General features: G+C 41.4%; 15 protein-coding genes. 9 read left to right on the top strand and 6 right to left on the bottom strand.

The genetic code is table 11. The features are described 5' to 3' along the window. The first annotated feature begins 32 nt into the window (after nt 1-32). A complete protein-coding gene (locus tag BLQ87_RS28665) occupies nt 33-1,589 on the top strand; it encodes a protein adenylyltransferase SelO (protein ID WP_074612329.1) in 1,557 nt (518 codons plus the stop codon). A 30-nt stretch (nt 1,590-1,619) separates the two neighbouring features. Here the strand turns inward: BLQ87_RS28665 and BLQ87_RS28660 are convergent, their stop codons facing one another. Beyond that, entirely contained in the window at nt 1,620-2,156 is a 537-nt protein-coding gene (locus BLQ87_RS28660; RefSeq protein ID WP_074612328.1) for a hypothetical protein, read from the bottom strand. A gap of 385 nt (nt 2,157-2,541) precedes the next feature. Between BLQ87_RS28660 and BLQ87_RS28655 the strand changes: the two genes are divergently transcribed. Together BLQ87_RS28655 and BLQ87_RS28650 are read left to right on the top strand one after the other, a co-directional pair. Further along, on the top strand, nt 2,542-3,822 hold the full coding sequence (locus tag BLQ87_RS28655) for a hypothetical protein (protein WP_074612327.1): 1,281 nt from the start codon (nt 2,542-2,544) through the stop codon (nt 3,820-3,822). A gap of 36 nt (nt 3,823-3,858) precedes the next feature. Further along, the gene (locus tag BLQ87_RS28650) at nt 3,859-4,329 is read left to right on the top strand and encodes a hypothetical protein (RefSeq protein WP_074612326.1); all 471 of its coding nucleotides are present in this window, start codon (nt 3,859-3,861) and stop codon (nt 4,327-4,329) included. An 11-nt stretch (nt 4,330-4,340) separates the two neighbouring features. Here BLQ87_RS28650 and BLQ87_RS28645 read toward each other — a convergent pair whose 3' ends face one another. Both BLQ87_RS28645 and BLQ87_RS34290 read right to left on the bottom strand, forming a co-directional pair. Further along, the gene (locus BLQ87_RS28645) at nt 4,341-5,777 is read right to left on the bottom strand and encodes an AAA family ATPase (RefSeq protein ID WP_074612408.1); all 1,437 of its coding nucleotides are present in this window, start codon (nt 5,775-5,777) and stop codon (nt 4,341-4,343) included. A 232-nt stretch (nt 5,778-6,009) separates the two neighbouring features. Then, on the bottom strand, nt 6,010-6,108 hold the full coding sequence (locus tag BLQ87_RS34290) for a winged helix-turn-helix transcriptional regulator (RefSeq protein WP_218129467.1): 99 nt from the start codon (nt 6,106-6,108) through the stop codon (nt 6,010-6,012). Between the two features lie 294 nt (nt 6,109-6,402). On the opposite strand from BLQ87_RS34290, the gene BLQ87_RS28640 reads away from it, so the two are divergent. Beyond that, complete coding sequence (locus tag BLQ87_RS28640) at nt 6,403-7,263, top strand: DUF6266 family protein (protein ID WP_074612325.1); 861 nt, start codon at nt 6,403-6,405, stop codon at nt 7,261-7,263. Here the strand turns inward: BLQ87_RS28640 and BLQ87_RS28635 are convergent. Together BLQ87_RS28635 and BLQ87_RS28630 are read right to left on the bottom strand one after the other, a co-directional pair. Further along, entirely contained in the window at nt 7,260-8,603 is a 1,344-nt protein-coding gene (locus BLQ87_RS28635) for a deoxyguanosinetriphosphate triphosphohydrolase (protein WP_074612324.1), read from the bottom strand. The genes BLQ87_RS28640 and BLQ87_RS28635 overlap by 4 nt on opposite strands. 115 nt (nt 8,604-8,718) lie before the next feature. After that, complete coding sequence (locus BLQ87_RS28630; protein ID WP_172664986.1) at nt 8,719-11,073, bottom strand: TonB-dependent receptor; 2,355 nt, start codon at nt 11,071-11,073, stop codon at nt 8,719-8,721. A gap of 259 nt (nt 11,074-11,332) precedes the next feature. Here BLQ87_RS28630 and BLQ87_RS28625 point away from each other — a divergent pair, with 259 nt between their 5' ends. From BLQ87_RS28625 to BLQ87_RS28605, 5 genes are all read left to right on the top strand, one after another. After that, entirely contained in the window at nt 11,333-11,851 is a 519-nt protein-coding gene (locus BLQ87_RS28625) for an OmpA family protein (protein WP_074612322.1), read from the top strand. A gap of 237 nt (nt 11,852-12,088) precedes the next feature. Then, on the top strand, nt 12,089-12,691 hold the full coding sequence (locus BLQ87_RS28620) for a TetR/AcrR family transcriptional regulator (RefSeq protein ID WP_074612321.1): 603 nt from the start codon (nt 12,089-12,091) through the stop codon (nt 12,689-12,691). 87 nt (nt 12,692-12,778) lie between these two features. After that, the gene (locus BLQ87_RS28615) at nt 12,779-15,532 is read left to right on the top strand and encodes a TonB-dependent receptor (RefSeq protein WP_074612320.1); all 2,754 of its coding nucleotides are present in this window, start codon (nt 12,779-12,781) and stop codon (nt 15,530-15,532) included. A gap of 25 nt (nt 15,533-15,557) precedes the next feature. Next, nucleotides 15,558-16,841, top strand: coding sequence for a parallel beta-helix domain-containing protein (locus BLQ87_RS28610; RefSeq protein ID WP_172664985.1), 1,284 nt, complete (start codon nt 15,558-15,560; stop codon nt 16,839-16,841). After that, nucleotides 16,832-17,914 carry an SO2930 family diheme c-type cytochrome gene (locus BLQ87_RS28605; protein WP_083362100.1) on the top strand — a complete coding sequence of 361 codons (1,083 nt, stop codon included), beginning with the start codon at nt 16,832-16,834 and terminating at the stop codon, nt 17,912-17,914. The genes BLQ87_RS28610 and BLQ87_RS28605 overlap by 10 nt, the downstream gene beginning before the upstream one ends. 81 nt (nt 17,915-17,995) lie before the next feature. On the opposite strand, the gene BLQ87_RS28600 is transcribed toward BLQ87_RS28605, so the two are convergent. Beyond that, nucleotides 17,996-19,111 carry a serine hydrolase domain-containing protein gene (locus BLQ87_RS28600; RefSeq protein WP_074612318.1) on the bottom strand — a complete coding sequence of 372 codons (1,116 nt, stop codon included), beginning with the start codon at nt 19,109-19,111 and terminating at the stop codon, nt 17,996-17,998. Between the last annotated feature and the right edge of the window lie 184 nt (nt 19,112-19,295).

Raw genomic sequence — 19,295 nt, 5'->3', positions numbered from 1 at the left:
ATTTGTCTTTTCGATGAAAACCCGTTTACCCTATGCAAAACCTAAGTTCCAATACATTCGTCAATAACTTTACTGAAAGCTTCGAAGGAGATCAAAGCGGCAGTCTGCAGCCGAGACAAACTCCCGGAGTTTTTTACAGCAAAGTAATGCCAAGCCCGGTCAGTAAACCTCAGCTACTGGCCTGGACGGAAGACCTTGCTGCAGAACTGGAAATCAATGCCCCGAATGAAAAAGATATAGAATTGCTGGGAGGAAACTTTGTTAACCCTACCATGCAACCCTATGCCGCCTGTTATGCCGGGCATCAGTTTGGCAACTGGGCCGGACAATTGGGCGATGGCAGGGCAATCACCCTGGGGGAATGGCCTTTACGTTCAGGTCATTCATGGGAACTTCAATTGAAAGGTGCCGGAATGACTCCTTATTCCCGCAGGGCAGACGGAAGAGCGGTACTCCGTTCTTCTGTCAGAGAGTATCTGATGAGCGAAGCGATGTATCACCTGGGCGTTCCAACCACCAGAGCTTTAAGTTTGGTTGCTACAGGCGATCCGGTGAGGCGTGATATGTTTTATGATGGAAGACCAGCAAATGAGCCAGGAGCGATAGTGATGCGCGCAGCGCCCAGCTTTTTGCGTTTTGGAAACTTCGAAATGCTGGCAGCAAGAAAAGAATATGATCATTTAAGACAACTGGCCGACTGGACGATTGAAAACTTTTACCCTCATATAACCGGAGAAGACAAAACGTTAACCTGGTTCAAAGAAGTCCTGGAAAAGACGGCAACGATGGTGGTAGAATGGCTCCGTGTAGGTTTTGTGCACGGCGTAATGAATACAGACAACATGTCGATCCTCGGATTGACCATAGATTACGGACCTTTTTCGTTCCTGGATGCTTACGATCCGAACTTTAGTCCGAATACCACTGACCATCCGGGGCTCCGTTATGCTTTTGGCAAACAACATTCCATTGCTTACTGGAACCTGGGCTGCCTGGCCAATGCCATCGCTCCTCTATTTGAAGATACTGCTAAACTCGTCAAAAGCCTGGAGAACTTCGCTCCCGTTTTCTACGAAAAATATTATGCAATGAAGGCTGGAAAAATGGGATTAGATGAGGTAAAAGGAAATGATATTGAATTGATTGATCAGTTCGAAAACCTGTTGGCGACACTCCAACCGGATATGACCATTTTTTATCAGTTACTGATTGAATTACCGGAAGATCTGCAGGATGAACAGGCAATTGCAGCTTATTTTACCCCTGCATTATATGATCAGCTGAACAGTAGCGAACGCGAGCTTCTCAGCAAGAACATCAAAAACTACCAGGCCAGAATGGCATTAAATAAAACGTCTAAGGAAGTGGCAAAATCTCAGATGAGCACCAATAACCCAAGGTTTATTCTGAGGAATTTCCTGCTTTATGAGGCCATACAGGAACTGGAAAAAGGAGAAGACGGAGTTTTCAAAAGATTACAGGCTGCGTTACAAGATCCTTATTCTAAAGATCATGATGAGTTTTTTAAATTGAGGCCGGAATGGGCAAACGAACAACCGGGCAGTGCAACGTTATCCTGCAGTTCATAGATCAATGAGAAGCCATGCTTGTTCATTGATCTAGGAAGACAATAATCCGACTACAATAAGTCCCCAAAGTACAAGGCCTATGACAACCAATATGATTTGTCTGGCACTTAATCCGTCATCTTCATAGGAGCATACCTCAGAAGATTCTTGTAAACCATAATTTAAAGCGCTCACACTGGGCAGAAAGAACAAACAACCAGAAAGACTGATTAGAAAAAAAGGAGGGGGAAAAAGAGAACAGAAACTCACTCCAATGATTAAAACATAACTAATTGCCGGGAAGTTGCTCCCCTGATACCCCTCTTGTCTGGCAAACCGCCGAATTCTATTTAACAAGGCTAGCATAAAAAAGAGATTAAAAACTACTCTAATTGCAGGATTGGCATTAGATCCTTCCTTCTGAATAAAAAAGACCCAGGCCTTATAAATCCACCAAACCGGATACAATCCAAAGGTTAAAAAACTCAACAATAGGAATTTAGATTCTTTAATAAGGTACTGAGGTTCTATTTCGTCATTATAGAGGAAGGCTTGACCTATATCTTCTGTTTTATCCTGAGGCGTCATTAATTGAGGTTCTAATCAAATGTAAATATAAAATATCGATAGATCATATCGCTTTCTGTTTTAATCCACAGCGTCAAATAAACGAGTTTTGGCGTGATATAGAAATCTATATTACGCCAAAACCCTACCAAAAACAATAGTTTTGGCGCGATATAAGAAACTATATCACGCCAAAACTCACAATTTTCCAATAAGCGAATAAGCTTCAGTCATAACTGTATTTACCGCAGAGCAGGCTTTTTTCATCGATATAAGCGGTCATATTTCAAAAACAAGCTTTTTAGCCAAATCAATTATTTAAGTAGAATAATTAATTACACACAAAGCACAATCACCGTTTTACTAAAAATTTATTTAATTTCACCAAATATCAAATTTGCTCCATATGGACAGGAAGAAGAAGAAACAGGCAGCGATTAAATCTGCAGCGAATGTAGAACAGGCACGTAAAGCTTTAAAAGAGCGGTTTATGGACCGCATCAGGAAAATCATCGTACTGATTGGCGGTTCGGAATTGCTGGCTAAATTTCCTCCGATCTTTATGCATCACTTATATGAAGTCCGATATCCGGTATTGAAGGCAAAAGCTGCACCAGGATCAGAAATGTCCAAAACACGTATTATTCAATTCAACAAACTGATGTATCAACTCATGGAAGGTATAGACATCGAACTCGATAATGGGAACACCATTCCTTTAACCTGGTACCTTTCTGAAGGATTAACATTGATAGATTGTGTGGGTGAGATTGATATAATTGCCGATCCTGATTTAGCAGACCTCAAAACACATTTCCTCCCCTATTTACACGACAGCAAAACACATAGGGAGCTTCAGGACGGATTGGTTAATCTCGTTACCCATACCTGTCGGCTTTTAGCAGATTACAACGATCAAATTTATAGTGCCGATCTTTCCATGACGCCATATTTTGCCCGTTTTAACCCACAGAATGACATCATCATTCATCCTTTCAAACAAGAAAGGCACCAAATCATGCTAAAAGACGGTTTCCGCAGTGCAATACGCCTGGGCTGGGCTTCTCCAGATCTGGAGATGGAATACTTTAATGTAAAGCCTTCTTTGTTGGGATTTAAAACAGTTGGCCTGGATATTCCGTTACCCTTATACATCACGATTCACGCATTGGACAGGCTTAGAGAAAGAATCAATATCACACCGGGAATCATGCATGAAATCCTGCTGATGACCTTTTTACAAGATAAGATACCGCACCGCTGGTCTGGCAATGAAAGTCAGGTAGATTTCTGTATAGCGGATCAAAAAGTAGGATATTTTGCAGTGAAGTTGCATGGCGACAAGCTTGTGGTTCGTACTTTCCTATTCTTAACTAATAACGATACATTCGAAGGAGAAAAGCTTAGCCGATTGCTAAATATCAACAAAATTGATAAGGAGTATCTGGCGATTGACACGCTTCCTGCATTCAACTCTTACCACATTGACCAGAATGAGAAACTGAGCAAATTATTCAAAGATGCTGGTTGCGGATCCCTATTAGGGCTGGGTTACCTACAGGAATTCACTGCAAACCAGGTCAAGGATAAAGATCCTGAGTCTATATTACAATACCTTGCTGACGCTCCTTATTTTAACAGGCAGTTACAAACAGAGCAAGATGAACATGAGGGCACTGAGTATTGATTACTCGGGTCATAAATATTTTTTTACTTTTACACTATGGGAAAATACGCATTTACAATTATAATTCTATTATCCGTCTCTATTTCTTCTTATGCGCAAAAATATATCCTCCCAAATGAGGAGGTTATTTTATCATTTACTACAAAAAATAACAAACGTGTAGTATTGGCAAAAGACAAAGCCAATGCCTATATGATCTACCGCTTTGGAACTGCTCAGAAGATTGAATTTGAATTTCCTGAAAAAACAAAAGAGAGCTGGTCAAAATTTACTTATTCTTTTTACTTCCGGGGTGGAGGTGCAAGGAATGAAGGCATGGACCTGAATTATGTTCATTTCAATAATAAAGGCTATAAGTATACGGTTTACGATAAGACTCCGGAAACAGGAGTGACAATTACGAATCTTAAGACAAATAAAGAGACCGAGATAGAAGGAAAACCGAAAACAAGGAAAGGTAACTTATTAGATTTCAGAAGCAATGGATTACTGAAAATCACAGAATAAGTGATTTATGTTTACAATTTAAACAAATCTTCCATCAGCACTTCATTTTGAACAAGGCCGGTTTTATAGATATTATCCTTAGTCCCATAAGTAGTCACCATGGTCAAAAACAATGTTTTTTTTGTTTTTGTCTGCTCCTTAAATATATTCATCTTATCCTGTAGGGCGACTGCATAGGGTTTATCAATAATAAATTCTGAATTGGAAAATTTTATTTCACAAATATTGATACAAACGTCCTGTCTATCCACCAGCAAATCTATTTGTGTTCCGTTCCCTATCTTACCAGGCACAAATCTCCAGGCTGATTCTTCAGTATAAATCCCTGAGATACCGATCGCATTTTTAATCTGATTGATATGCTTAAAACAGATACTTTCAAATGCCGCTCCACTCCAACTTCTCCAGGATTGCGAAACTGATTTCTTCATCCATGTTCCATGTCCTGTAGCCCTGGATTGCTCAATAAATTTAAGGTAAAACAAGCTGTATTCATCTGCCAATTTATATATGGCTTCTTTAACATTCTTCTGAAAAGGAAGGTAAAACTGCACAAATCCGGATTCCATTAACTCCTCTATTAATTTTGTAGTTCCCCCACCGCTGATCAAATCACATTCTTCAATGATTTCTTTTCTCGTTAACCCTGAAGGTTTTCCAGCCAAAGCTTTGACAACAGCAATATGTCTGTCTGCCATCTCAAACAGCGAATGATAAAGGTTATAAAATTCATCAACAAGTAATCCATCCTTCGTGAAACATAACCTGTCAATAATTTGAGTAGCACTTTCTCCTTTCCTAATTTCCTTCAAATAATGCGGTATACCTCCCAAAACCATATAAAGCTGCAAAATCTGATACTGATCCAGATTCACGAGCCTACTTTTCAGATAAGTTGAGGTCTCATAAAGTGAAAAAGGCAGCAAGCGTATCCTTTTTGTAATTCTGTTATGCAGTCCACCTTTATTATTTATAATTTTTTGGATCATCCATGAGGCAGCTGAACCACAAATAGCAACGATTAAATTAGATTTTTTTGATCCCCATGAATTCCAGAAATATTCAAAAGCCGATAAAAAGCCTGATTTAGGAGCGCCCAACCAAGGAAATTCATCAAAGAAAATCACGACCTTTTTTCTCTTCAATAATGGTTCAGCAAAATTGATCAGCAATAGGAATGCTTCAGTCCAACTTTTTGGCACCGCCGGAGGTATCGGAGATTTTAAGACCAAGGCTATAGCATTTCTAAAATTCTCAAGTTGCTCCTGCACTGATGCATGATGTACACCCGAAAATTCACAAATCAAATGCTGACTGTAAGCTTGTCTGATCAGGAAAGTTTTACCAACCCTCCTTCTACCATAAACAGCAACCAGCTCTGCTTCATTGGATATTAGCGCATCTATCAATATATTTTTTTCCTGTTCTCTACCGATTAGCTTCTCCATTTCACCCATTTAAAATCAAGATATCCCATCAAATATAGGTAGTTTTGGCGAGCTATCAAAATATATAGCTCGCCAAAACTACTTTACATGATAGACTTTTGGCGAGCTATATATTTTGATAGCTCGCCAAAAGCATTACAAAAAACTATTTTTTGAATTAAGGAACAGACAGGTAATCTCACCGTATACGCCGACTAAATTAACGCTGTTTTGGAAGAAACTCAATTCCTGCCTACTGAATCAACTCATAACCATATTTCATAATGGGTTCAATAATTGGAATCGCTTTTAATCCTTTTTCCGTAATGCTATACTCCACTTTTAGAGGCACAACAGGGCATCACCCCCTTTTCTTCCAGATCTCTTAATTGCGTCATCACCATGTTATCTGTGACATGTCTTTTTTCATGGGTTGAATTTATTTACCAGATAAAGACCGGACCGCTTGCAGCGGCACAAGCTATCAACAGGCTTGCTACACGCTACTCACTCGGTGCACACTCGGTCAGAAGCGTTTTATTATCGTGTAACCAACGTATTAATTTCTAATAAACATCAAATAATTTCAAAAATAATCTACTATTTATCACTATATTGCTGTCTGATTAATTTTAAAACAATTACAATGGCCTCAATTAAAAATGGAATATTGGGCGGTTTTACTGGAAAAATAGGTAATGTTGTTGGCTATAGCACCTATGGCGTAGACAGAATGAGATCTATATCTGACCGTACCGCTCCTGCTACAGCAGCAGAACTCAGAAACAGAAAACAGTTTAAGCTGGTGCAGGACACCTTAAACTGCATTAAAGAACTGATAAAAATTGGGTTCAGAAACTACTGGACCAAGACAGGAGGCACCAGAGGTGCGGTTTCTTATAACAAAACCAAGGCTGTTCAGCTAAACGAAGACGATTGCTCGATCGCCCCTGAACGCTTCAGGTTTAGCGGTGGCGTACTTCCAGGCTTAAATAATGTAGCGGTCGAACTGGAACGCGATGACTTATTAAGATTTAACTGGAATCCCGAGCTTGTATATGGAGCTTCTCCAAAAGATCAGGTAATGTTATTGGCCATTGATCTGGAAGGAAAAAAGGCCTCCTACGAATGTCTGGGCAATTTTAGAGGCTCGGGAACAGATGTTTTAAAGCTATCAGACGACTTAAAAGGTAAGGATCTGGACATCTATATCGCTGTAGTGGCTAAAGACAGGTCAAAACAGTCAGACAGCCAGTATTTAGGCCGGATCAACATTCCGGATCATGATAAAGTGCTCGAAAAGGAAGCTGATGCCCCTCAGCAAATCATAGAAAACCCTCTTCCTGAGCAAGAAAAAGACCATACCAATTCAGTAAAAGCGTGCAAAGAGTTGTCGCCCCTTGCACTAAATGATGATGAATCTAAAAAAACACCTGTTCATAAAACGACGGAGCCCACTACGGTAACCACTCAACTGACGAGACCGCATTTGTTTAACAGCGTCTAACTCATAGATGGGAAAGAAATCCCCTTAATCTTCCTGAAAAGCTCTACTGCATAGATATCTGTCATTCCTGATATGAAGTCCAGTACGCTTTGAATTTTAGAATAAGCATCGGTTTCTTTGGTCAGAAATTGCCTGGGAATCAGTTCTACCAGTTTTTTATGGTACTTCGATTCATTCAGCAGGTATGCAGGAATAAACTCTTCCAGCAATCCACCCATCACCTGATAACCAGCCACTTCTATCTGTACGACAGAAGAATAGTTATAGATCTTTTTATAAGAAATTCTTTCAATCTCTTTCATTACGGAAAGGAAAGGTTCGTCAATTGCGTCCATCAGGCTGATGTTGAAATCACCATTCAGGATCGCTTCCTGTTCTTTAAAAAACACCGTAGAACATTGCCAGATCAGGGTACTGATCGACTTTGCCCTCATCAGGGTAATCTTGGCATCATTGTCTTCCATTTCCGCTAACCTTGCAGGCAATTTAGGATCATTACACAAGGGCAATAACAAGGTTTGCACCTCTTCGTAAGAAAGGATTTTCAGGCGATGTGCATCTTCCAGGTCAATGATATTATAGCAAATATCATCCGCAGCTTCCACCAGATAAACCAATGGATGACGTTTATAGACCAGGGGTTCGTCCTGAACTTTAATCAGGTCCATTTCTATTGCAATCTTCTCAAAACCACTTTCCTCCGACTGGAAGAATCCATATTTCTTGGTATAAATGTTCTTTTTATTATGCCCTGCCAATGAAGCACAAGGATATTTGGCGATAGAAGCCAGTGTAGCATAAGTCAAAGCGAAACCTCCTGTCCCCTTTCCGGCAAATTGATGGGTCAGGATTCTCAGGGCATTTGCATTTCCTTCAAAATGAATCAGGTCTTCCCATTGTCCGGGAGTCACCTGTGATTCGTATTGCTGACCATCACCATCAGTAAAGTAATGAGAGATCGCCGATTCCCCGGAATGTCCGAAAGCAGGGTTTCCAAGATCATGTGCCAGACAGGCAGAGGCAATGATATTTCCTATCTCACAAAGTAAAGGACAGGTCTCATCGATATTTGCATCATTTTCTTTGATCTTATTGTAAAAAATCGTTCCCAATGAACGGCCAACACTCGCCACTTCTAAACTATGGGTTAGCCGGTTATGAACAAATACACTTCCCGGCAAAGGAAATACCTGCGTTTTATTTTGCAGTCTCCGAAACGGTGAAGAGAAAATGATCCTGTCGTAGTCCCTTTGAAACTCTGATCTCGCTTCTTTCTGATTCCCTGCAAACCTATCCTCATTCCCCCAGCGTTTCGCCGATAGTAACTTTTCCCAATTCATATAATGGCTTAAAATTTTTGGCCGCAATATACAAATCTCTTGTTTGCGGATCCAATAGAATGCAAAAAGCTGCATCAATAGACATGATGCAGCTCCGATTCATTTGAATAATTTATTAATAATTAACCGACAATCCGAGGTTGACTGCTGTACCGCGTCCTTTGGAATAGAATCCGGGCTGCATAAACCATTGGGCCCTCGCCGGGAAGTAATCCTGGTTAAACAGGTTTTCGACTCCAAGGCTTAACCTGGTACTTTTATTAATCTTATAATTTCCTGCAAAGCTGAATAGATGATACGCTTTAACTGCGCCTTCATTCCCATTATAAACGCCATTGGCATTTTTCTGAAAGCGATTGCGCGAACCAATACCCGTGTAATTAAGGGTTAGTTCTAACAAGGCAACAGGTCTATACGTGATTGTTCCTGTATATTTTGGTGCAGAAATACGTCGGCCATTCAAATACATATCTTCGGCATCATCGTATTTGCCATTCTTGTTCAGGTCCCGTTTGCCTTCCGTATAGCTGTAACTTCCTCCCAATTCCAATGAAGGCAGCAAAGCATAATTAGCGGCAATTTCAAATCCATAAATTCTTTCCGGGCTCCTGCTCGTATTAAACTGATCTGTGGCAGGGTCATAGACCACTTCTATTCCTAACTTTGAAGTACTGGTATAGGCCGCAGCAGAAAAGGACAATCCCTCATAAATGGTTTCAAAACCAGCCTCATAGTTGTTTACTTTCACCGCATCCGTACTGATTTTATCAATGCTTTTCACCTTAGCATCCCTTAATGCAAGACCAATGTCCATGACAGAAAATCCCTGGGAGAAACTTACAAAAGGACTGAATACCGCATACTTGTTATATTTTAAAGCGGCATTAAAAAGATAAGTTCCATATTTTAGATTTCCACCGGTAACATCAAATGACGGGGTAAGGGTTGCACCGGCAGCATTGGTAGTCCGCAACGTGCGGTAATCATCGACTTTAATGTTCACCCGTTCATAACGTATTCCTGTTTTGAAGATCAAATCTTTAAATAGGTTTAGGTTTGCCTGTGCAAAAGGAGCCAGATTGAGCATATCCATTGTCGGCACCCAAATTCTACCGTCTTCCAATGGCTGAGCTGTTTTATCCTTCATAAAATCCAATCCATAAGCCAGGCTCAAGCTGATTTTTGGCTCCTTAACCAGTCCGCTCTGCAGGAATAAACGTGCGCCTTTTTTGTCGTTGGTAGCCAACGACTGTCCATCTCCCCCATCAAACCTGCCTAAAGAAACATAAAATACATCCTGACGCTTCTGATAAAATGCGTCTACATTCAGATTCGTGTTTTTAAACACACTGTCGATCTGATAAGATAAATGGAAGTTGTGGTTGTACTTTACACCGGTTGGCTTTCCCAGAGGTTTTCCTAAAACTCCGGTCGCCTTCTGACCAGTAGCAAGATTTCCGTTGACCAGGGTAAAGTTGCTATTCTGCAGACTACTAAAAGTATTATATACGAGTTGAAGACGCTGATTTTTTGCAGGTACATACCCAATTTTCGCAAATGCATTATAACTGTCTGTCTCACCTAAACTATAATTAGGTCCCACAACATCTCCTTTTGAATCCTTATATTCTCCGGTTTGTTCATAGGTTCCGCTGGCCACGTAATCAAACTTTCCAACTTTTCCATACACCATCTGGTTGATGCGGCCCCCGGCAGAATTTTTCATGTTCACCAAAGATCCATTCAGGCCAACCTGAGTTTTCCCGGCAAACTTCGCCGCCGTATCCGGCACTAAAGTAACATAGTTCACAAGACCGCCAGCTGCACCGTTACCATAAATCGCGGTAGCACCTTTTAACACCTCAATTTGTTGTAAAACTGAAGGATCTACGGATCGAAGATCTACTTCTGCGTTCCTCAATGGTGAAGACTGACTTACCCCATCAATCATCACGAGCATTGGTCTTCCCCGAAGGTTTTGTCCGACATTATTTCCTGTTTGAGCAGTAGGCGCAAATCCAGGAACCTGGTTTGCCAGAATTGAACTCAGGTCAGGGTTGATCGCCATTTCCGTTTCCAGTTTCTTTTTGGAAACTACGCTAACTGAAGAAGCGATATTTCGGATGTTTTCAGGAGAACGTGTGGCCGAGATCACTACATTATCGAGGGTATTCGTTTCTGCTTCTAAAAATAAATTTATCGTGGTATCCTGCCTTAAAGCGCCAAGTTTCAGGTTCAATGCCCTGTAGCCTATCGCATAAACCTTCAAAGTAAGCGGCTCACCTTGCTTCACAAAAAGAGCGTAATTGCCGTTGCGGTCACTGGAGGTCCTGGTTTCACCGTCCAGGGTAATGGTCGCAAATGGAACATTTGCCTGTTGGTCAGCAATCCTGCCTTGCAACTTTATATTCTGTGCAAAAGCACAGAAAAAGGAGAGTAATAAAAATGGAAAGAGTAAATATTTCATCATTAAATGCTTTTTTTGCAAATGTAAAAACATTAACAAGAATTAATCTAAATAATAACAATTGTTTATGACGTTATTTTCCTCCATTCAATTCCAATCTTCGATTAAAACTTAAGCTTATTTAACAAAGAAAATATCAGTAATGCGATATCCTGCCTTCTTAACTTCCGGTTTTTTTAAAAATCGCAGAAATGGTAAGAGATTCGTGACGATCAGGCATTTCATTTTGACATTGTTATATTTACGCTTAAAATAATTTCTAATGACACACACAACGAAACTAGTTTTAGCACTATTGCTTACCGTTACCCTTTCCTGCAAAACGAAAAAGGCGGTGGTTACCACCCCATCACCTGTGGAGAAAACAACTGATACAGAGCTGGATAAAATCAAGAAAGACTTACCTAAGGATCAGGTAGAAAGAACAGAGGCTGGTATTAAGTTCACCTTTAGTTCGGAGATCCTGTTCCCTACCAACTCCTCCATATTAAATCAGGAATCCAAAAAAAGAATTGCTGATGTTGCTAAAGTAATCGGAGAGAAAGACAAATCAAGAACCATTCTTATTGAAGGTCATTCTGATAAAACCGGAGAGGCAAAATACAATCAATGGCTTTCTGAGAAGCGTGCCGTTTCAGTCAAAACCTATCTGGTTAGCCTTGGGGTTAACGCAGAACGAATTACAACTGCAGGTCTTGGCGACAGCAAACCGATCGATGATAATAAAACCAAAGAAGGCAGATTAAAAAACAGAAGGGTTGAAATTACTTTGTTAAAATAACATTCAAACATCATCCAACAGCTACGATACACCCTGTGATGGCTGGAAATTTAGGAGCAGGCATTTCGATCTTAAGATTGAAATGCCTGCTTTTTTATTAAGGATGAGATCAAAGTATAGCAACTGGACCACTGAATTGTTAAGTTTACAAGAAGTAACAATAGTTTTTCAATTTTCAAACGTTTTGTTAAAACATTTGGAAAATTGAAAATATGTTTATAGTTTTAAGGAAGGGATATGAGTAAAAAAGAACTGGTAAAGGAAAAGATAGGAAGATCAGCCATGCAATGTTTCGCAAAGTTTGGCCTCGATAAGACTACCCTTGATGATATTGCTCAGGCGGTTGGCCTGAATAAAGCATCGTTGTACTATTACTATAAGAATAAGGAAGATATATTTATTGAGGTGGCACTTAAGGAAGGTGAAGATTTCATCAATTCTCTTCAGGAAACCACCTTGCTTAAAGAGGGAGTAGAAAACAGGACTGCATTTTATCTGGAGTCGAGGTTTAATTATTATAAAAACGTGCTCAATATGAACCGGGTATCCGTGGATACCCTAAATAAGATCTTACCACGTTTTTTTGAATTGTACAATGCATTGATGAAAAGGGAGAAGATCTTCTTAACACAGCTGCTGGAAAAAGCTGCAAAAGAGGAAAACCTGATGATGACTGATCCGGAAAATACGGCCTCCGTACTCATCAACCTTACAGATGCTTTAAAACATAGTGTAGAACAGCAGGCGATCCTGAAAGGGGAAACTGAAATTGACTACACACAAAGTCTTCAGGATATCAAATTTTTGGTATCACTGATCTTTACAGGAATAAGAAAATAGCGGTACTCACGTAGTTTCATGACGGTAAAAGGGGTTTAAGCTATTTTATTATTTAAAATTTTGTTGCCAACCTAAACCAAACCAAATATGAACAAAGTCATGTTACTTAGCCTGATTCTTTATTTCTTTATGCCCGATTCCCTCAGGGCGCAAAATCTAATCAAAGGAAATATTAAGAACAACGCCACGCAGGAAGCTGCTTATGCGGTATCTGTAAAGGTAAAAAATGGCACAGAAGGCACTTATTCTGATGACCGTGGCAGGTTTCAATTGAAAACATCAAAGAAACTCCCGCTTACCCTGATCATTTCCTCCATCGGCTACGAACCTAAAGAAGTCGCTGTTCAAAGTTTCTCCGTCATCCTGGAAATCGGATTGGAGCCTGCGTCCGTACTCGGACAGGAAGTGGTCGTTTCTGCCAGCAGAACGGTGCAAAAAAAGCTGGCCTCCCCCGTCACGATCGAACAAATCAGCAGCAAAGAGATCAGCAATTCGCCTCAGTTAAACTATATGGACATGATCCAGGGCTTAAAAGGAGTGGATGTAACGGTTTCCAGCATCGGTTTTACCAGTATCTCCACCAGGGGATTTAATACAAGTGGGAATACCAATTTCACGCAGATTGTGGACGGGATGGACAATCAGGCACCCGGACTTAACTTCCCCCTTGGCTCGGCCATCAGCTTAACACAACTCGATGTAGACAATATAGAAATGCTTTCCGGAGCCTCATCTGCACTTTATGGTTCCAGAGGTTTGAACGGAACGATGATCATGTCTGGCAAAGACCCTTTTAAATATCAGGGTTTAAGCGTGCTCGTCACTCAGGGGGCCAATCACCTGAACAACAAAAATAACAATGATCCGGTAGCCCCCTCCGCTTATTACGACTGGACCATTCGCTATGCGAAACAGATCAATGAGAAATTCGCCTTTAAAATTAATTCTCAATATACGCAGGCAAAAGACTGGGTGGCAAATGATGCCAGCAATAAAAACGGACCGGGAACGGCCCTTAACGACCCCAATTACAATGGTGCAAACTATTATGGAGGGGCGACCTCTGTTGACATTTCTCCTTTTTTGCAGGCCGCACTGGCAGGAGATCCTGCGCTGGCCCCAATTATCGATCCCTTACTCACCAAGTCGAATTATGTAGCAAGAACCGGCTACCCGGAATACGGCTACCTGGACAATAAAGCAAGGCTTTTTAAAGTAAATGCAGAACTGCGCTATAAGATCAATCCAAAACTCGAGGCACTCATCTCCGGAACTTACGGAACGGGAAATATTGTATACACCAATGATACCCGCTATCAGCTGAAAGGTTTTAAAGTTGGTCAATACAAAATGGAACTTAAAAGTGACAAATGGTTTGTCCGTACGTATACCACTCAGGAGAATTCCGGGCGGACCATCGTTGCCGGACCTACCGCACAATACATCAATGAATCCTGGAAAACAAGTTATGACGGCAATACCGGAGGATGGTATCCGGAATATACTTACGGTCTGATCAATGCATTGGCCGGAGGATCAGGGCTAAATGAAGCACATTTAGCTGCACGCGCATTTGCAGATCAGGGACGGGCAGAGTTGGGAAGCCCACTCTTTAACCGGCTGAAAGACAGCATTACCAATACCCCTATTTCCGACGGAGGCACGCTCTTCCTCGACCGCAGTAAATTATACAATGCGGAAGCACAGTACAACTTTAGTGATCTCGTAAAGTTCATGAGTGTCATCGCAGGCGCAAACTGGCGTTTATATAGCTTAAACAGTAAAAACACGCTTTTTCCGGATAAGAGCAAGCCCATCAATGTGAAAGAATACAGTGCTTATATTCAGCTGGCCAAGAAAATTGCCGATGATAAACTCAACATCAGCAGCTCCTTCCGCTATGATAAAAACACGTTGTTTTCCTCGCCAAAAGTCACTTCAAGGGCTTCCTTAGTTTTTGAAGCAGTAAAAGAAAATTTCATCAGGTTCTCTTATCAGAATGCCTATAGTTTTCCTTCCAACATTCAGGCATTGCAAAATACGCTGAGTGGCTACAACAGCTTTTCTTCCGGTGGCTCTTCTCTCCTGTTAAATGACAACTATCAGTTTAACAAATTCCCACCTTATACCCTGGAAAGTGTCACCAAATACCAGCAAACAGGCGATGCAGGTGTACTTCAGAAATTCCAGTACAATGATATCAAACCACAGTCGGTCAACGCATTTGAACTCGGCTATGCAGCCTTGATCGGAAAGCGGGTGATCTTCGATGTGCTGGGTTATTACGCTACCTGGAAAAACTTTATTGGCTATGCAAATGTTGCCAATACACCAGGTACAAATGATGTGACTGCATTTAAAGACCATAGCACCTATATTCAATACAACATTGCCTTTAACGGCGGGCAAATGGTAAATACCTATGGCTATGCCGCCAGTGTCAGTGTAGACCTCGGCCATAATTTCCTGACCAAGGTCAATTACTTTTCAGACCATATTAAGAATAAGAACAATTCTCAGATCAACAACTTCAACACTCCGAGCTACCACATCAATATGGAATTTGGAAACAGTGGTTTCGGTAAAAAACAAGAATGGTCATTCAGCACCAGCCTGCGTTATAAACCAGGATATTTCTATGTCGTTTCCGGAGGTCTTGCAGCTGGTCAGGTACCGAGTTCGGCGGTGATTGATGCACAGATCAGTTACAAGCTCATCAAGGCACGTTCTGGAATCAGGCTGGGTGCCACCAATATTACCAATCAATACTATACCACAGGGGTTGCCAATCCAAATATCGGAGCGGTATACTATGTGACCTATGCTTACAATATCTTTTAATCAAACCCACAAAAACGAACCAAATATGAAACACTCCCTCACTACATCACTCCTCTTATTACTGATGACCGGTATTTTGGGCTCCTGTATCCGCAAAACAAACCAGACAGACACTTACACCACTGTCCTCAGTTTCAAACCCGGTGAAGAGGCTAAAATTGCGGAAGCTTTTTTATCTTTAAAAGACAGCACAAGTATCCTCCTCAAAGCAGGAAACTATAAATTTGACAACCTGAGTATTGCCCAGGTCAACCATATCCTGATTCAGGGGGAAGGCCATGACAAGACTTTTCTTGATTTCTCCGGACAGACGCAGGGTGGCGAAGGCATCCGGGTAACCGACGTGAAAGGCTTTACCATTGATGCCATGACCATCAGGGACTCCAAAGGCGATTTGCTAAAAATCAACAAGAGCAGCAATGTGACGGTAACCAATCTCCATGCGGTATGGAGCAAAGCCGATTCTACCAGCGGCGGCTATGCCATCTATCCGGTATTGTGTACAAATGTGCTGATCGAAAACTGCTATACAGAAGGTTCTTCGGACGCCGGAATTTATGTTGGCCAGACCGACAGTGCCATCGTCAGAAAATGTAAGGCAGCTAAAAATGTGGCTGGTTGTGAAATTGAGAATACCTCCAATGCAGAAGTCTACGACAATGAGTTCTATAACAATACCGCAGGTTTCTTAATTTTTGACCTTCCTGACCTTTCAAAAAGAGGGGGCCATGTGAAAGTTTACAACAATAATATCCATGACAACAACTTTAGAAATTTCGCTAAAGCAGGTAGTTTCGGCACCACCTGGGGCGTTGGAAATGCCTCGCCGGGAAGCGGAATCATCATCCTCGCGGCTTCAGACATTGAAATCTACAACAATAAAATTATTAATAATAACACCTCTTCCATCACCATTGCTTCGGGCTTTGCCGTAGATGAGAAAGCCGGCGAAAAGATCAATGCCAATTACTCCCCTATTCCGAAAAACATCAGGATCCACGACAATACTATAGAAATGGGACCTGCTTTTCCTAAGCCTGCTTATGAACACCGGATCGGACAATTGCTTGTGGCTACAGAAGCTCAGCTGAACAGGTTGGATCCTGCCCGTAAAAACAAACGCATTCCCTGGATTATGTACGATGGGATTACCAGCAATATCCTGACTAAAGGAACCGCAGCAAATCCGGATTCTATTTGTATCAAACAGCCCGGCGACAATGTCTTCGTGAATGCCGATTTCCTCAACATCGCGAAACCTGAAAACTGGAAACCCAACACCAACATTAGCCCATACCAATGCAAATAAAGATGCGTAAAACTTATCTTTTTGGCACCTTGCTCCTCTTTAGCACTACATTTTCCGTGCTGATGGAGCAGGGTTGCAAAAATAAAACCAAGCCTGTAAATCAAGGGGATTTCCAATTTAAAGAGAAGCTTTCCGATTACGGTTTTTTCAAAGGACAACTCAAAGACCTGAATCCCGCAGCCGGGATTTTTAGTTATGAATTGAGCACTCCCTTGTTTACCGACTATGCCATTAAAGACCGGTTCATCGTTTTACCGGCCGGCAAGGCCATAAAATATACCGAAAGTGGTGCTTTAGACTTTCCTGATTCCAGCATCATCATTAAAAATTTCGCGTATACCAATGTAGCGCATCAAAAAGTGATGATTGAAACCCGTTTATTGGTAAAAGATCCAAAGGATAAAAAATGGAAAGTGATGAACTACCTCTGGAACAAGGAACAAACAGAGGCAGTGAAACACATTACCGGAGCCCGGGTTCCGATTACGTTACTTGATGAAGAGGGGAAAAAGTATTTCACCAATTATCAGGTTCCAAATACCAACGACTGTAAAAGGTGTCACATCAAAGATGGAACGTTAACCCCAATTGGCCCTAAGGCAAGAAACCTCAACTTTACCCTTAGCGGACAGACGGTAAACCAACTAAGCCAATGGGTAGCCAAAGCCAGACTTACCGGATTGCCCGAGCTGAGCAAAGTGCATCAGCTGCCAGTCTGGACGGACAAAAAGCGCTATAGTCTGGAGCAAAGGGCCAGGGCATATATGGATGTAAATTGCGCACATTGTCATACTAAAGGTGGCGATGCTTACAATACCGGATTGTTTTTAGATTATCAGGAAACCAATGCTGATCATTTGGGCATGAGAAAAGCACCGGTTTCGGCCGGTGGAGGTGCCGGAGGTTTAGACTACGACATCGTCCCTGGAGTACCTGAGCAATCCATACTCCTGTATAGAATGAACAGTACAGAACCTGGAACAGCGATGCCGGAACTGGCACGGACCATTGTTCATAAAGAAGGTGTGGAATTGATCCGAGAATGGATTAAGCGCTTGCCGAAACAGAAATAAACTCAGCAGGATTTAGGAGTACAGCATTCTTCAAATGCCAGATTCATAAATCCTGCTTTAAACTCAGATTTAATTACGGTTCTAATTGCCGAGTAAAGTGCCTATATTTTTGTTAAAAACGACCCCCTTGTCACAATTGGTAAAAAACACGTAGCCGTTTTTGTTCGCTTTATTGATCTTGAACCCGGATTGAGCGTCTCCGTTATTTCCGCCATGCTCATATATTACCCCATAACTTACGGGCCGGATTGCAATTCCCAGCCCCCATGCCGCATCTCCATTGACCAGAAAATGTGGCGTACTTTTATCGAGCTGCACCTGTTCTTTGAACAGCTCATTGCTACTCTTTTTTGACAGTCCTTTACCCGTCATCAGCGCAATCAGAAAGGTCGAATAATCTACTGCCTCCGTATGTAATCCTCCTGCAGGTTCAAACCAGGTTGAATCCTGCTCCGGAAAGGCAGTTGGCCATCGCTTGCCGGTCAGCTTTCCATCAGCATGCCCTTTCACCCTATGTTTGGTGATGTAATCATTTCCACTAAACCAGGAATTTTTGAGCTGAAGCGGCTTAGCTGCCTCTGATTGAAAATACGGATCCAGCGTCTGTAAAGTCAGGTGATTTAAATGCGCAATCACTCTGGCAAGATAAGAATACCCTTCACCTGAGTAGGCAAATTGCGTTCCCGGAGTAAACCTGATATATAATTCACCGTATTTATAACGGTTTTCATCACGCTTATCGAAGTAACGCCAGTTTGGGAAGCCAGTAGTATGAGACAAGACCATTCGTGCCGTGATCAGTTTATAACATTCATCTTTGGCAATATCCGGATAAGGTAAATACCTGTACAAAGGAGTATCCAGGTTCAGCACTTTCTGATCAACCAGCTTCAATACAAAATAACTGAACAGGGGCTTTGACAAAGAGGCCGCTTCAAAAAGGGAATTCGCATCCACCTTTTTCTTAGTCACGATATCTGAAACCCCAAGGGAGCGGTGATAAACCACCTTACCCTTATTGATCAGCGCAAATGATAAACCTGGGAGGCCCAGAGAATCCATTTGTTTTTTAATAAATTTGTCTAATTGTTCCACACTCAGTTTACTGCCTTTGAGGGTTTGTAGTTGAGCAGAACTTTTAAAACTCAGAAACAACAGCATGATAAACAGACCAATAGGAAGTGCTTTTTTATTCATATTCGGAAATGGCTAAGGTCGTGTATGGTAAGGGTTCTATACATTAGAGCATTCCAATGTATTAAAGTTACAGATCCGGATTAGTCATAAAAGACAAAAGCCACGACATCCATCGGGGCTCCTGTATCAACTAAACCTAAACTTATAAATACTAACCAAATATTTATGGCGCAAAACTAAGGTT

Source organism: Pedobacter steynii (genome assembly GCF_900103665.1).
GTDB classification, from domain to species: domain Bacteria; phylum Bacteroidota; class Bacteroidia; order Sphingobacteriales; family Sphingobacteriaceae; genus Pedobacter; species Pedobacter steynii.
Note: the sequence above shows the minus strand (reverse complement) of the source record. Positions and strands in the feature narration are given on the sequence as shown.